Annotated in this window: 13 protein-coding genes; all 13 read left to right on the top strand. The window is 43.6% G+C overall.

What is annotated here, in order from left to right; translation table 11 throughout:
* Positions 1 to 19 precede the first annotated feature (19 nt).
* Positions 20 to 4,312, top strand: a complete 4,293-nt coding sequence (locus GLW00_RS09105; protein ID WP_160913257.1) for a PolC-type DNA polymerase III — start codon at positions 20 to 22, stop codon at positions 4,310 to 4,312.
* Positions 4,313 to 4,847: 535 nt separating this feature from the next.
* Positions 4,848 to 5,321 (top strand): ribosome maturation factor RimP, encoded by a 474-nt coding sequence (gene rimP, locus GLW00_RS09110; protein ID WP_160913259.1) that lies wholly within the window; start codon positions 4,848 to 4,850, stop codon positions 5,319 to 5,321.
* A 14-nt stretch (positions 5,322 to 5,335) separates the two neighbouring features.
* Positions 5,336 to 6,445 carry a transcription termination factor NusA gene (nusA, locus tag GLW00_RS09115; protein WP_160913261.1) on the top strand — a complete coding sequence of 370 codons (1,110 nt, stop codon included), beginning with the start codon at positions 5,336 to 5,338 and terminating at the stop codon, positions 6,443 to 6,445.
* 14 nt (positions 6,446 to 6,459) lie between these two features.
* Entirely contained in the window at positions 6,460 to 6,735 is a 276-nt protein-coding gene (gene rnpM, locus GLW00_RS09120) for an RNase P modulator RnpM (protein WP_160913263.1), read from the top strand.
* Positions 6,732 to 7,046, top strand: coding sequence for a YlxQ family RNA-binding protein (locus GLW00_RS09125; RefSeq protein ID WP_160913265.1), 315 nt, complete (start codon positions 6,732 to 6,734; stop codon positions 7,044 to 7,046). Before rnpM ends, GLW00_RS09125 begins: the two co-directional genes overlap by 4 nt.
* Positions 7,047 to 7,053: 7 nt before the next feature.
* A complete protein-coding gene (infB, locus tag GLW00_RS09130; RefSeq protein ID WP_160913267.1) occupies positions 7,054 to 9,114 on the top strand; it encodes a translation initiation factor IF-2 in 2,061 nt (686 codons plus the stop codon).
* Complete coding sequence (locus GLW00_RS09135) at positions 9,111 to 9,389, top strand: DUF503 domain-containing protein (RefSeq protein ID WP_089652373.1); 279 nt, start codon at positions 9,111 to 9,113, stop codon at positions 9,387 to 9,389. Before infB ends, GLW00_RS09135 begins: the two co-directional genes overlap by 4 nt.
* 26 nt (positions 9,390 to 9,415) lie before the next feature.
* Entirely contained in the window at positions 9,416 to 9,766 is a 351-nt protein-coding gene (rbfA, locus tag GLW00_RS09140) for a 30S ribosome-binding factor RbfA (protein ID WP_075037583.1), read from the top strand.
* A gap of 69 nt (positions 9,767 to 9,835) precedes the next feature.
* Positions 9,836 to 10,732, top strand: coding sequence for a tRNA pseudouridine(55) synthase TruB (gene truB, locus GLW00_RS09145; RefSeq protein ID WP_160913269.1), 897 nt, complete (start codon positions 9,836 to 9,838; stop codon positions 10,730 to 10,732).
* 198 nt (positions 10,733 to 10,930) lie between these two features.
* The gene (gene rpsO, locus GLW00_RS09150; protein ID WP_128522718.1) at positions 10,931 to 11,200 is read left to right on the top strand and encodes a 30S ribosomal protein S15; all 270 of its coding nucleotides are present in this window, start codon (positions 10,931 to 10,933) and stop codon (positions 11,198 to 11,200) included.
* Between the two features lie 122 nt (positions 11,201 to 11,322).
* Positions 11,323 to 13,446 (top strand): polyribonucleotide nucleotidyltransferase, encoded by a 2,124-nt coding sequence (gene pnp / locus GLW00_RS09155; protein WP_160913271.1) that lies wholly within the window; start codon positions 11,323 to 11,325, stop codon positions 13,444 to 13,446.
* 162 nt (positions 13,447 to 13,608) lie between these two features.
* Positions 13,609 to 14,529: a polysaccharide deacetylase family protein gene (locus GLW00_RS09160; protein ID WP_160913272.1), complete on the top strand. Its 921-nt coding sequence runs from the start codon at positions 13,609 to 13,611 to the stop codon at positions 14,527 to 14,529.
* Positions 14,530 to 14,556: 27 nt separating this feature from the next.
* Positions 14,557 to 14,784 carry a YlmC/YmxH family sporulation protein gene (locus GLW00_RS09165; RefSeq protein WP_202412449.1) on the top strand — a complete coding sequence of 76 codons (228 nt, stop codon included), beginning with the start codon at positions 14,557 to 14,559 and terminating at the stop codon, positions 14,782 to 14,784.
* Positions 14,785 to 14,825 lie beyond the last annotated feature (41 nt).

The following is a 14,825-nucleotide window of genomic DNA, read 5'->3' on the forward strand; positions in this document are numbered from 1 at the left end:
GAAAGAGGAGGAATTCCGTTTGAGTGTCAGCAACAAGGAAAAAATGCACTATTTGCTGGAACAGATTCAGTTCCCGCATGATCTAATAGAACCTCACTTTAAAGACAGCAGCATGCAGAAACTGGTGGTTTACCGCGAACAAAAATTATGGCATTTTCATTTTCTTATGCCAAAGCCCCTGCCGCCATCTGTCTATGACTTATTTACAAGTAAACTTGTAGCGACTTTCCGCTCCATTGCAGACGTAACGTGGACAATTGAGACATCAGAAAAAGAACTCGCCATGAATGATGTCCTAGAATACTGGCAGAGCTTCATTAAAACTTTAACGAACTTAACGCCAAGCTACAAAGATTTATTGATGGAGCAGCAACCTGAAGTGAACGGGAATAAGGTTATGTTAACTTGCAGGAACTTAGCTGAAAGTCATGCCATACAGAAAAAGTTGGAAGAACCTTTAAAAAGTTTCTGTCTCAAATGCGGCCTTCCTTCGTTCATGCTTTCAACACGTGTGAAAGAAGAAACGGAACAGATTAAACGTTTCCAGGAAGAACGTCAAAAAGAAGATAAAATTCTTGTCCAGCAAGCGGTGAAAGAACAAGAAGAAAGAGTCAAAGATAAAGACGACTCCAAGCCAAAAGGGCCGCTTGAAATTGGTTACAAAATTCAAGATGACATCATCCCGATGGAGGAAATTCAGGAAGAAGAGAAGAAGATTGCTGTCCAGGGTTATATCTTTGATGTTGAAATCAAAGAACTTCGCTCCGGACGTCATTTATTACTATTGAAAGTCACCGACTATACGGATTCCTTTTCAATCAAAATGTTCTCACGCGGAGACGATCATGCGGAACTCTTTAAGCATGTGAAAGAAGGCATGTGGGTTAAAGCCCGCGGGGGGATCCAGACAGATAACTTCACGAACGAATTGACGATGATGGCCAACGATATCAATGAAGTGAAACCAAAATTACGAGAAGATAAAGCACCTGAAGGGGAGAAGAGGATTGAATTGCACGCCCATACCACGATGAGTGCGATGGATGCACCTGTTTCCCCGTCCCGTCTCATCAAGCAAGCGGCAGACTGGGGCCACGAAGCGATTGCGATTACAGACCATGCAGTCGTCCAGGCTTATCCGGATGCTCACGCCGCAGGCCAGAAAAATGGTGTGAAGATCATTTACGGGGTCGAAGCGAACTTAGTAGATGACGGAGTCCCGATTGCGTATGAGGAACAGGACCGGGACCTTGAGGATGCCGTGTACGTCGTTTTTGACGTCGAGACTACGGGACTCTCCGCGGTTTACGATAAGATCATCGAACTAGCTGCGGTCAAAGTGCAGGGTGGAGAAATCATCGATCGATTTGAATCTTTCGCCAACCCGCACCAAGCTTTGTCTCAGACAACCATTGACCTTACGGGAATCACGGATGACATGGTCAAGGATGCGCCGGAAATTGAACAGGTACTCAAGGACTTCCATGAATGGACGGGAGAAGACATCCTTGTCGCTCACAACGCCAGTTTCGATATGGGCTTTTTGAATGCCGGTTATCAGAAAATCGGACTAGAGAAGTCCACGAATCCGGTCATCGATACGTTAGAGCTCGCCCGTTTTCTCGTTCCGGAATTAAAAAATCACCGTTTAAATACGCTGTGTAAGAAATTCGATATTGAGTTGACCCAGCACCACCGGGCAATTTATGATGCTGAAGCCACCGGTTATTTACTATGGAAACTCGTAAAACGAGCCATGGATAAAGAGATTACGAACCATAAAAACCTGAACGATTATATGGGTGAGGGGAAAGCGTATCAACGTTCACGACCTTCCCATTGTACCCTGCTTGCGACAAACAGCACGGGATTAAAAAACATCTATCGTCTCGTATCAGAAGCACATGTCAATTACTTCTACCGTGTTCCACGCGTTCCACGCTCCCTTCTCGCGAAGAACCGTGAGGGAATCCTTGTCGGTTCCGGCTGTGACAAAGGGGAAGTGTTTGAAACGATGATGCAGAAATCAGAAGAAGAGGCAGAGAAAGTCGCCGAATTTTATGATTACATCGAAATTCAGCCCCCAGGGAACTATTATCACTTAGTGGAAAAAGATCTAGTCCAGACGGAAGCACAAATTCTCGATATTTTGAAAAGGCTTGTCGCTATGGCTGAACGAATGGGGAAAACAGTAGTGGCTACAGGAAACACTCACTACGTAGAGCCTCATGAAAAGCAGTATCGTCAAATTCTTATTTCATCCCAAAATGGAAACCCGCTGAACAGGCAGACACTACCAGAGGTCCACTTTAAAACAACGAATGAAATGATTGATGAACTTGGTTTCTTAGGAAAAGACAAAGCCACAGAGGTAGTCGTAACGAACACTCATAAAATTTCAGAACAGATTGGTGAAGTTTCTCCGGTGAAGGATGATCTATATACGCCTAATATCGAAGGGGCGGACCAGGAGATTCGTGAAATGTCCTACAACAAAGCACGCAGCATTTACGGAGAGCCTATTCCTGACTTGATCGTCAAACGTTTGGAAAAAGAACTTGACAGTATCATCGGAAACGGGTTCGCGGTTATTTATCTTATTTCACAGAAACTTGTAACCAAGTCCCTGGAAGATGGTTATCTCGTTGGTTCACGTGGTTCTGTCGGATCGTCCTTCGTTGCTACAATGACTGACATTACAGAAGTGAACCCTCTGCCACCGCATTACGTGTGTCCGTCTTGTCAATATAATGAATTCTTTACAGACGGATCGGTCGGAAGCGGCTTTGACCTTGAGGAAAAAGACTGTCCGGAGTGTGGTACTTCTCTAACGAAAGACGGTCAGGACATTCCATTTGAAACCTTCCTCGGTTTTAAAGGGGATAAGGTTCCGGATATCGACTTGAACTTTTCTGGGGAATATCAGCCACATGCGCACAACTATACGAAAGAATTGTTCGGAGAAGATAGTGTATTCCGTGCCGGAACGATTGGTACGATTGCTGAAAAGACTGCGTACGGGTATGTTAAAGGGTACGCAGGAGATCATCAGCTGCTTTATAAAAATGCTGAAATTGACCGTCTCGTTCACGGATGTACTGGTGTGAAAAGGACAAGCGGACAGCACCCTGGAGGGATTATCGTAGTCCCTGATGATATGGAGATCTATGATTTCTCACCGATCCAGTTTCCGGCGGATGATACGAAATCAGAGTGGAAGACGACGCACTTCGATTTCCACTCCATCCACGACAACCTTTTAAAACTGGATATCCTTGGTCACGATGACCCGACCGTCATCCGTATGCTTCAGGATCTTAGCGGAATTGACCAGAAGGAAATCCCTGTCGATGACCCTGAAGTAATGAAGATTTTCAGTGGTCCTGAAGCACTGGGAGTGACGGCGGATCAGATTATGTGTAAAACAGGGACCCTCGGAGTGCCGGAGTTTGGTACAAGGTTTGTAAGGCAGATGCTAGAAGATACAAAGCCGAAAACATTCGCAGAACTTGTCATCATTTCCGGACTGTCGCACGGCACGGACGTATGGCTTGGAAATGCCGAACAGTTGATCAATGATGGCATATGTACACTACCTGAGGTTATCGGGTGTCGTGACGATATTATGGTGTACCTCATGCACAAAGGTCTCGACCCTTCCCTTGCCTTTAAGATCATGGAATTTGTTCGTAAAGGACGAGGACTTCAAGATGAGTGGATTGAAGAAATGAAAAAACATGGCGTGCCGGACTGGTACATTGATTCTTGTAAGAAAATCAAATACATGTTCCCGAAAGCCCACGCCGCCGCCTATGTACTGATGGCTGTAAGGATTGCCTACTTCAAAGTCCACTACCCGATCTATTTCTATGCGGCTTATTTCACCGTCAGGGCCAGCGATTTTGAATTGGAAACCATGATGAAAGGCTCCGAAGCCATCCGTAAGCGTATGAAAGAGATTCAGGAGAAAGGCTTCGATGCTACTCCGAAAGAAAAAAGTTTGATGACTGTTCTTGAACTTTCTCTTGAAATGTGTGAAAGAGGATATGGATTTAAAAACGTGGATCTGTATCAATCCAGTGCGACGGACTTCCTGGTCGAAGGTAATGAATTGATTCCACCATTTAATGCCGTCGATGGATTAGGCACGAACGCTGCCATCAATATCGTCAATGCACGAAAAGAAGGCGAATTCTTATCCAAGCAGGACTTGAGAGAGCGGAGTCGTATTTCCAAAACAGTTCTCGAGTATCTGGATAACTTCGGATGTTTAGAGGGAATGCCTGATGAAAACCAACTGTCCCTTTTCTAACTTCTCAACTCTGTGACAAATAACAATACCGTTCCATTGTTATAGGAAATAGCATAGTTTGAGGCTCAGCTTCGAGATTTTTCAAGGTTCATTTTTAAATAACAGCCAGAGGTGGTTGGGGAGCCACTCATCCCCCGCACTCCTCGCCTCTGGTCACATACTTCTCGAAATCCAGTCTTACAAAAGCAGGAGTTTTATGAAATAACGTCATTTGAGGGTATAGGAAAAGCTGTTGGTTTCTTCCTTTGTTGCATAGAATACGCATCTATGATATATTTTTTATGGTGAGAAGAGTGATACGAACGACGAAAGAGTGGGGCAACCCACTCTTTCGTCATATTCCAGCCTCTTGCTTGTGGAGAAACTTCGATGCATGAGGGGTTTTAGTACCCGCGAGACGAACCGCTATGATCTTATGTCATAGCGGTTTCTCATGGTACTTGCATATACGGCCCCCATTACTTAATGAAATGAGCGAATACATCCCATAATAATAAGTACTAACCATTACATTGTGTTCGAAGGAGGGAAGAGCATGAGCAATCATGTTACATCCGTTACAGAACGTCTTGTCCAGCCGATCCTTGAGGATATGAACCTCGAACTTGTCGATATTGAGTACAAGAAAGAAGGTCAAAACTGGTACCTTCGCGTTTTCATCGATAAAGAAGGCGGTGTGGACATAGAAGAATGCGGACAAGTATCTGAACAATTGAGTGAAAAATTAGATGAAGAAGATCCCATTGAAATTCCGTATTTTCTTGAAGTTGCATCACCAGGGGCAGAACGTCCTTTAAAGACAGAAGCAGACTTTAAGAAGTTTGTTGGTGAGTATGTGTATATGAAACTCTATGAACCGATTGATGGGGAGAAGGAGTTTGAAGGCACACTTAAGTCCTTTGAAAATTCCGTGGCAACTGTAGAAATTCGTATTAAAACACGTAAGAAACAACTGGAAGTACCATATCAAAAGATTGCTAAAGCCAATTTAGCTGTCACGTTTAATTAAGGGGGAGAAGACTGTTGAGTAGTGAACTATTTGATGCCATGAATTATTTAGAAAAGGAAAAAGGCATCGACAAAAATCTTTTATTGGAAGCACTTGAAGCAGCATTGATTTCTGCTTATAAGAAAAACTTCAATTCCGCAACGAACGTCCGTGTGGATATTAATGAAGAAGAAAGTGCCATGAAAGTTCTTGCGCGAAAAGAAATCGTAGACGAAGTGATGGATCCGCAGCAGGAGATCTCTTTAGAAGAAGCGAAAGACATTGATCCGAACTATGAGGTTGAAGATGTCATTGAAGTAGAAGTGACACCTATGGATTTCGGTCGTATCGCAGCTCAAGCCGCTAAGCAAGTCGTTACGCAGCGTGTCCGTGAAGCGGAACGCGGCATCATTTACGGCGAATATGTCGATCGTGAAGAGGACGTCATGACTGGGATCATCCAAAGGAAAGATCCCCGCTTCGTCTATGTAAATCTTGGGAAAATTGAAGCTCGTCTTCCAGAAGGGGAGCAAATGCCGACCGAGACTTATGAAGTTCATGATCGCCTCAAAGTATTTGTGACGAAGGTGGAAAACAGCAATAAAGGGCCACACATCTATGTGTCCCGTACACACCCAGGGCTTTTGAAGCGCTTGTTTGAGATGGAAGTACCTGAAATTTATGACGGTACAGTCGAAGTCATGTCTGTAGCGCGTGAAGCCGGCGACCGTTCAAAAATCTCTGTATATGCTGAAGATCAGGAAATCGATCCAGTTGGCTCTTGTGTAGGTCAAAGAGGTCAACGTGTTCAGGCTATCGTAAATGAACTGAAGGGTGAAAAAATTGATATTGTTCAATGGTCTGAAGATCCCGTTGAATATGTGTCGAATGCGTTAAGCCCTTCTAAGGTCGTCGAAGTGCTTGTAGATGAGGAAGACAAGGCGACAACGGTAATTGTTCCTGATTATCAACTTTCCCTTGCCATTGGTAAACGTGGTCAAAACGCTCGTCTTGCAGCTAAATTGACAGGCTGGAAGATCGATATTAAGAGTGAAAGTGAAGCACGTGAACAAGGTCTTCTTTCTACAGAAGAGACTGATGTTGAAGAGGAAGACTTTTTCGACGAAGAAGTGTCTGAAGATTAAGGAGGGGTAGAACGATGACCCGTTCCAAAAAACAACCATTAAGAAAATGTGTCGTCACACAGGAAATGGTTCCTAAACAGCAATTGATCCGTGTAGTGCGCAATAAAGAGGGAGAGGTTTTTGTGGACGATACAGGGAAAAAGAATGGACGCGGAGCCTATCTCATGAAAAACCTAGAAATCATTGATCAGGCTGAAAAGCAACAGGTGCTGAACCGTCACCTTAAAACCAAGGTGGATGAAAACATCTACGAGGAATTGAGAGCAAAAGTGAAGGCTGACCCATCATGAGCGGCAGCTATTTGAACCTATTGGGACTGGCCCTTAGAGCCGGGAAGTGTACGCTCGGTGAAGAATCGATTGTACGAGACATTCAAAGACAGAAAGCTAAGCTCGTCCTCATTGCCAATGATACAGGGAAACAAACAAAAAAGAAGCTGACAGATAAATGCAGCTTCTATGAAATACCTTGCTATGAAGTCGATGATCGAGACACATTATCACAGGCTATCGGAAAGGCAGGGAGAGTCGCGATCGCAGTTCTTGACCAAGGATTTGCGAAAAAGTTGCAATCGCTACTCGATGAATCTATTCGGGGGTGAAGATTTTATGAGTAAAATGCGCGTATACGAATATGCCAAGAAAAACGAACTATCCAGTAAACAAGTGATTCAAAAACTGCAAAATCTGAATATCGAAGTGAACAACCATATGTCCACTTTGGAAGAGGATGCAGCGAAGAAGCTGGACCAGGCATTTGGAAAAGGCCAAGCACCAAAAGCTCAAAACCAGAATAAATCAAAGGCTCAAAAGCCTAACAATAATAAAAAGCCATCAAACAAAAAGCAAAGAAACAACAACCAGAAGAACAACAAACCTGCAGCGCAGCAAGCACCTAAAAAGTCTAAAAAGCAGACACCTGAAAAAATCACTTATTCAGGCAGCCTCACGGTTGGAGAGCTTGCAGAAAAACTGAACAAGGACTCTTCAGAAATCATCAAAAAGCTTATGTTCCTAGGCACAATGGCTACCATTAACCAGGAACTTGATGGAGATTCCATTGAATTAATCTGTGAGGAATTCGGTGTAGAAGTCGAAGAAGAGGTCATTGTGGACGAGACGGACATTGAAAACATGGTGTTCGACGACGAACCTGAAGATCTGCAGGACCGCCCTGCTGTCGTTACCATCATGGGTCACGTAGACCACGGAAAAACGACGCTTCTTGACCAGATCCGTAACACGAAAGTGACAGAAGGCGAAGCCGGTGGAATCACCCAGCATATTGGTGCTTACCAAATCGAAGACAATGGCAAGAAAATTACGTTCCTTGATACACCAGGCCACGCTGCATTTACAAGCATGCGTTCCCGTGGTGCTCAAGTGACTGATATCGCCATCCTTGTTGTTGCTGCGGATGATGGAGTTATGCCCCAGACAAAAGAAGCCATCAGTCACGCGAAAGCGGCAGAAGTACCAATTATCGTTGCGGTCAATAAGATGGATAAAGAAGGCGCGAATCCTGACCGTGTGATGCAGGAGCTTATGGAATATGAGCTGATTGCTGAAGACTTTGGTGGAGAAACGATCTTTGTGAAAATGTCCGCCGTTAACGGAGAAGGTATCGACGATCTAGTTGAAATGATCGGTCTTGTATCCGAGATGGAAGAATTGAAAGCCAACCCTGAGCGAGCTGCTTATGGTACGGTTATTGAAGCAGAATTGGATAAAGGGCGCGGTCCTGTAGCCACATTGCTGGTTCAGAACGGTACCTTAAATGTAAGTGACGCCATTGTAGTGGGGAATACCTGGGGGCGCGTACGTGCTATGGTGAACGATATCGGCCGTCGCGTAAAAGTTGCCGGGCCTTCCACACCAGTAGAAATTACAGGGTTAAACAATGTTCCTCAGGCAGGCGACCGCTTCCTAGTCTTTGATGATGAAAAGAAAGCGCGCTCTGTAGGGGAAGCACGTGCTCAAAAACAATTAGAAGAAAACCGTGGCTCTAACGCAAAAGTAAGCTTAGACGACTTGTTTGATCAAATTAAACAAGGCGAAGTTAAAGAAATCAACCTGATTGTTAAAGGCGATGTGCAGGGATCAGTAGAAGCCCTTGCTGGATCTCTTGAGAAGATTGAAGTGGAAGGTGTGAAAGTTAAAATTATTCACACAGGTGTCGGTGCCATAACAGAATCTGACATTACACTCGCTTCTGCTTCCAATGCAATTGTTATTGGTTTTAACGTCCGTCCTGACGGGAATGCTAGAAAAGCAGCTGAGTCAGAAGATGTAGAAATCCGCCTTCATAACATCATTTATAAGGTGATGGAAGAGATCGAAGCGGCTATGAAAGGGATGCTCGATCCAGAATATGAAGAGAAAATCATCGGTCAGGTGGAAGTCCGTGAAATCTTCAAAGTATCTAAGATCGGTACAATTGCCGGTTCTTACGTTACAGATGGTAAAATCGGTCGTAATTCCGGTATCCGTGTCATTCGCGATGGAGTCGTCATTTACGAAGGTGAAATCGATGCTCTGAAGCGATATAAAGATGATGCAAAAGAAGTGCAACAAGGATACGAATGTGGAATTACAATTAAGAACTTCAATGACATTAAAGTAGGCGACATCATTGAACCATTTGAAATGCAGGAAATCGAACGTAAATGATCGTAAGCGCAGAAGTGGATGGTATCATTTATGATGCGCAGTCACTGAAAAACAAGCGTGCGGTTTTGAAACGCATCATGACCAGGCTGAGGAATGAGTTCAACATTGCTGTAAGTGAACTTGAATATCAAGACTTATGGCAGAGAACTCGGATCGGCCTCGTCACGATTGCTAGTGATAAAGTGATTGCGGAACAAACGATGCAGCAAGCTTTGGCTTTCATCGATTCATTTCCTGAATTTGAACGGACAGAGACCCATCAGGAATGGCTGTGATGTCTGGTTAGAAGAGGTGAGAATACATGAACGATTTAAGAGCGAACCGCGTTGGAGAACAGATGAAAAAAGAGATGAGTGACATCATCAGTAAGAAAATCAAAGATCCACGTGTAGGGTTCGTCACCGTTACTGAAGTGAAAGTGACAGGTGATTTACAACAAGCAAAAGTTTATATTTCTGTATTGGGTGACGATAAACAAAAACATGATACCCTCGTAGGTCTTGCGAAAGCGAAAGGGTTTATCCGATCTGAGATCGGCCAGCGAATCCGTCTGCGTAAGACTCCGGAAATTATGTTTGAGTTTGACGAAGCGATCGAAAGAGGAAATCGTATTGAAACGATTCTTCGCGATTTAAACGATACGGAAGAATGACAGTAAAATCCGTGCTGGATCCAGCACGGATTTTATATAGGATTAAAGAAGTTTCGAGGTGAGAGGTAAATGGACGGGATTCTTCCATTATGGAAGCCAAAGGGTTTTACTTCCCATGATTGTGTCAGTAAGGCCCGTGGTATGTTGAAAACGAAAAAGGTCGGTCATACAGGCACCCTTGACCCAGAAGTAGAAGGGGTGCTGCCCCTTTGTGTAGGGAAGGCGACGAAAATCGTTCCTTTTTTAACAGAGACAGATAAAGTGTATGAAGCTTCTGTTACGCTCGGGTATGCCACAGACACCGAAGATGCTACAGGTACGACGGTGGAAACAACTCCGGTAAATGAACGCATTTCCCTGGAAACGATCAACGACGTACTTAGTACTTTTAAAGGATGGATTACGCAGACACCACCCATGTACTCTGCGGTAAAAGTTAACGGAAAGAAGCTTTATGAATATGCCCGTGAAGGATTGGAAGTGGAGCGACCTTCAAGGGAAGTACACATCAAACACATTGAAATGATGCCACCTGAACCTAAGCAGGACGGCGACACCTTCACTTTTTCTTTCCGTGTGATCTGTTCCAAAGGCACCTATGTGAGGACCCTATGTGTAGACATTGGCAAGTCTTTTGGATACGCCGCTCACATGTCCTCTTTGGTACGGACACAAACAGCAGATATTACAAAGGAAGACTGCTATTCCTTCGATGAGATTCAAAAGGTGGTAGATGAAAGCAAAGGGGAACAATTACTGCTTCCTTTATCCAGAGGGCTTGCCCATTTGGACTCCTGGGAAGTCGATGTGGAACAGGTGGATAAAATTAAACACGGACAAGTATTTAATAAACCTGCTCATGTTCATGAAGAGCAATTTGCAGTGACCTGTGCTGGGGAGGTCTTGGCCATTTACCAGCAGCACCCAAGAAAAGAAGGTCTTATTAAGCCGCTACGTGTATTTTAATGCACTCATTTTTAAATAGTTGAAATGAGACTTACTGAAGAGCATAAGCATAGTTTTTTATCAGAGTTTGTTGGTTTTCCTTGCATTTCATTCGAAAAAAATGTACCCTTTAATATGGAACCTTCGCTTGGCGGAACGTAACTCCGACGGCCGCTCGGGGAAAGGGAATTCTAAATTTTATCAGGAGGTGTAGCTATAATGGCTATCACACAAGAACGTAAGCAAGAACTAATCAATGAGTACAAAACTCATGACAACGACACAGGATCTCCAGAAGTACAAATTGCTGTACTAACAGAGCAGATCACTACTTTGAACGAGCACCTTCGTGCTCACAAGCAAGACCACCACTCTCGTCGTGGATTGCTTAAAATGGTAGGTAAGCGTCGTAACCTATTGAACTACCTTCGTAATAAGGACATTACACGTTACCGTGAGCTAATCAAGAGCCTTGGCTTGCGTCGCTAATGTATGGGAAAAAGCGGGAGTTATTCCCGCTTTTTCTGTATGTTTACATACAGAAGGGTGTAAACTGACAATAAACCCTTATAATGAAATAAGAAGAGTTATCGAGAGGAGTTAAGTTCTATATGGCAGAAGAAAAACAAGTGTTTTCCATTGACGTAGCCGGTCGTACTTTTTCCGTGGAAATTGGCGAGTTGGCGAAACAAGCGAATGGTGCAGCACTCATTCATTACGGAGATACGACTGTCCTTTCCACGGCTACCGGAAGTAAAGAGCCGAAGGACCTGCCGTTTTTCCCTTTGACAGTAAATTATGAAGAGCGTCTTTACGCTGTTGGTAAAATTCCAGGTGGATTCATCAAACGTGAAGGTCGTCCAAGTGACAAGGCGGTCCTTGCTTCCCGTCTTATTGACCGTCCGATCCGTCCATTATTCCCTGAGGGATATCGAAACGATGTACAGGTGATTAGTTCTGTTATGAGTGTGGATCAGGATTGTTCTTCAGAAATGGCTGCAATGCTAGGGTCTTCCATTTCTTTAGGTGTTTCCGACATTCCTTTTGAAGGACCGATTGCAGGTGTCATCGTTGGACGAGTAGATGGTGAATTTGTCATCAATCCTACCGTTGAACAACAGGAGAAAAGTGATATCGACCTTACAGTAGCGGGTACAAAAGATGCCATTAATATGGTTGAAGCCGGTGCCAATGAAGTTTCTGAAGAGGACATGCTTGAAGCGATCATGTTCGGACATGAAGAAATCAAGCGCTTGGTTGCCTTCCAGGAAGAAATCGTTGAAGCCGTAGGTCGTGAGAAAATGGAAGTGCAGTTGTTCGACCTCGATGCTGAACTGAAAGAGAAAGTCGAAGCAGAAGCAACAGACGCCATTGTTCAGGCGATCAAAACGGAAGAAAAGAAAGCTCGTGAAGATGCCATTGCCCAAGTGAAAGCTGATGTGGTTGCTTCTTACGAAGAGCAGGAAGCAGACGAAGAAACAATTAAACAAGTAGGCTCCATATTAGAAGATATGGTGAAAACAGAAGTGCGCCGTCTAATTACGAAAGATAAAATTCGTCCAGATGGCCGTGGTGTTGACGTTATTCGACCACTGACTTCCCGTGTAGGATTGCTTCCACGTACACACGGTTCCGGATTGTTCACACGTGGTCAAACCCAGGCCCTTAGTGTATGTACCCTTGGAGCTCTTGGTGATGTACAGATCCTCGACGGTCTTGATCTTGAAGAGTCCAAGCGTTTTATGCACCATTACAACTTCCCTAAATTCTCTGTTGGAGAAACTGGCCCGATCCGTGGACCTGGTCGACGTGAAATCGGTCATGGTGCTTTAGGTGAACGTGCGCTTGAAGTGGTTATTCCTTCTGAGAATGAATTCCCTTACACCATCCGACTAGTTTCTGAGGTTCTTGAATCAAATGGTTCTACTTCTCAAGCGAGTATTTGTGCAAGTACCCTTGCTATGATGGATGCGGGTGTTCCAATTAAAGCACCAGTTGCAGGAATTGCGATGGGACTTGTGAAATCAGGTGATGATTACACAATCCTGACAGATATCCAAGGCATGGAAGATGCTCTAGGAGACATGGACTTTAAAGTTGCCGGTACTGAAAAGGGAGTAACAGCCCTTCAAATGGATATCAAGATTGAAGGTCTTTCCAGAGAAATTCTTGAAGAAGCATTAGCTCAGGCGAAAAAAGGACGTATGGAAATCCTTGGTCACATGCTTGAAACGATTCCTGAAACTCGCAAAGAACTTTCCGCCCATGCTCCGAAGATCATGACGATGAAGATCAATCCAGACAAAATCCGTGATGTCATTGGACCAAGCGGCAAACAAATCAATAAAATCATTGATGATACTGGTGTGAAAATTGACATCGAACAGGATGGCACAGTGTTCATTTCTTCTACAGATGCCAGCATGAATACAACAGCTCAGAAAATCATTGAGGATATCGTACGTGAAGTAGAAGTCGGCGAAGTTTACGATGGTAAAGTGAAACGTATCGAGAAGTTCGGTGCTTTTGTAGAGCTTTTCAAAGGAAAAGAGGGACTAGTCCACATTTCTGAAATGGCTGAAGAGCGCATTGGTAAAGTGGAAGACATCGTCTCCCTTGGCGATACAATCAAAGTTAAGGTTAAAGAAATCGATAATCAGGGAAGAATCAACCTTTCCAGAAAAGCGATCCTTCTTGATGAGAAGAAAAAACAGGAAAATGTTGAACAATCTTAATAGGGTTACGTAAAGAAGAGATACTGGCTTGCCAGTCTCTTTTTTTTTTGCCTGCATTTCAGCATCTGAGTTTTGTGAGGAGGTTTCCGGTAAGTAGAATGGAGAATGATTTTGGTCTAGAAGTAGGACCTGTCCCATAGGATGGTATAGGGGTGATGGTCCATGAGCTTCAGATTAATCGTATTATTCAGCGTCAATCTCTGTTTTTTCATAGGGTTTGGCATGGCTTTTTTGACTGCAGACCATGTCGTAACCGTCAATAAAGAAGATACCATCTACCAAAAAATCCAGGATGAAAAAGAAGAGTTCGAATGGGAAGCGCAGGATGCGAAAATTGATTCTGTTTGGAAAAAGACACCTGGGATTGTTGGTCGCAAAGTAGATGTCGACGCTTCCTATAAAAAAATGCAAAAATACGGGAAGTACAATCCTGAATTGTATGTCTATAAATTAATCAAACCAGAAGTTTCTTTAGAGGATTTACCAGCTTCTCCAATCTATAGAGGACATCCAGATAAAGAAGCCGTTTCTTTTCTAATCAATGTCTCCTGGGGTGAAGAATACATTCCGGATATGGTTGAGATTTTAAATGAATATCAAGTGAAAGCAACATTTTTCATTGATGGAGCTTTTGCGAATGATTTTACACACCTCGTGCAGATGATTGAAGAAGAAGGACATACAATCGGAAGTCATGGGTACAGACATAAGGACATGGGGAGGATGACAAAGGAGCAAGCGAAAGCGAATCTAGAGCAGGCGGATGAGCTCTTATTCGCTTTAACAAAGGAAAAAGTGAAATATTTCGCTCCTCCATCCGGAAGTTATAATACGGCTACTGTTGAAGCCGCAGATGAAATGGATATGGAAACCATCTTATGGACAGTGGATACAATCGATTGGAAAAAACCAACATCTGATGTGTTAATCACAAGGGTGATGGACAAAGTCCATAATGGGGCAACCATTCTCATGCATCCGACCGATGTGACAGTAAAAAGCCTGCCGAAACTCATTGAGCAGATTAAAGATCAAGGGTATAAACTGACTTCACTGCAAAAATTATTGAGTGAAGAGAGATAGAGAAGAAGGAGAGAAGCTCTTGTGAGAATGACATCTCTAGCCCAAAAACAAGTGATTGATGTAGAGAATGGAGAAAAATTAGGCATTTTAGGAAAAGCAGACTTGATCATTGACCCAGATTCAGGAGTAATCAAGTCATTGGTCATTATGAATCACGGATTTATTGGATTTGGGTCTTCCAAAAAGGCGATGACAATCGATTGGAGTCAAATTGAGACCATTGGTGAAGAGACGATCCTCTTAAAAAAACGGTGAACACTGCAGCCTGTGCTGCAGTGTTTTTTTGTTTACTAATC

This window comes from Halobacillus litoralis, from assembly GCF_009856445.1.
Classification (GTDB): Bacteria; Bacillota; Bacilli; order Bacillales; family Halobacillaceae; genus Halobacillus; species Halobacillus litoralis.

What these genes read in the sequence shown, in the direction of transcription:
- rpsO (WP_128522718.1), top strand. Translation starts at nt 10,931, where the DNA reads ATGGCTATCACACAAGAACGTAAGCAAGAACTAATCAATGAGTACAAA.
- rnpM (WP_160913263.1), top strand. Translation starts at nt 6,460, where the DNA reads ATGACCCGTTCCAAAAAACAACCATTAAGAAAATGTGTCGTCACACAG.
- GLW00_RS09125 (WP_160913265.1), top strand. Translation starts at nt 6,732, where the DNA reads ATGAGCGGCAGCTATTTGAACCTATTGGGACTGGCCCTTAGAGCCGGG.
- GLW00_RS09160 (WP_160913272.1), top strand. Translation starts at nt 13,609, where the DNA reads ATGAGCTTCAGATTAATCGTATTATTCAGCGTCAATCTCTGTTTTTTC.
- GLW00_RS09165 (WP_202412449.1), top strand. Translation starts at nt 14,557, where the DNA reads ATGACATCTCTAGCCCAAAAACAAGTGATTGATGTAGAGAATGGAGAA.
- truB (WP_160913269.1), top strand. Translation starts at nt 9,836, where the DNA reads ATGGACGGGATTCTTCCATTATGGAAGCCAAAGGGTTTTACTTCCCAT.
- infB (WP_160913267.1), top strand. Translation starts at nt 7,054, where the DNA reads ATGAGTAAAATGCGCGTATACGAATATGCCAAGAAAAACGAACTATCC.
- rbfA (WP_075037583.1), top strand. Translation starts at nt 9,416, where the DNA reads ATGAACGATTTAAGAGCGAACCGCGTTGGAGAACAGATGAAAAAAGAG.
- GLW00_RS09135 (WP_089652373.1), top strand. Translation starts at nt 9,111, where the DNA reads ATGATCGTAAGCGCAGAAGTGGATGGTATCATTTATGATGCGCAGTCA.
- pnp (WP_160913271.1), top strand. Translation starts at nt 11,323, where the DNA reads ATGGCAGAAGAAAAACAAGTGTTTTCCATTGACGTAGCCGGTCGTACT.
- rimP (WP_160913259.1), top strand. Translation starts at nt 4,848, where the DNA reads ATGAGCAATCATGTTACATCCGTTACAGAACGTCTTGTCCAGCCGATC.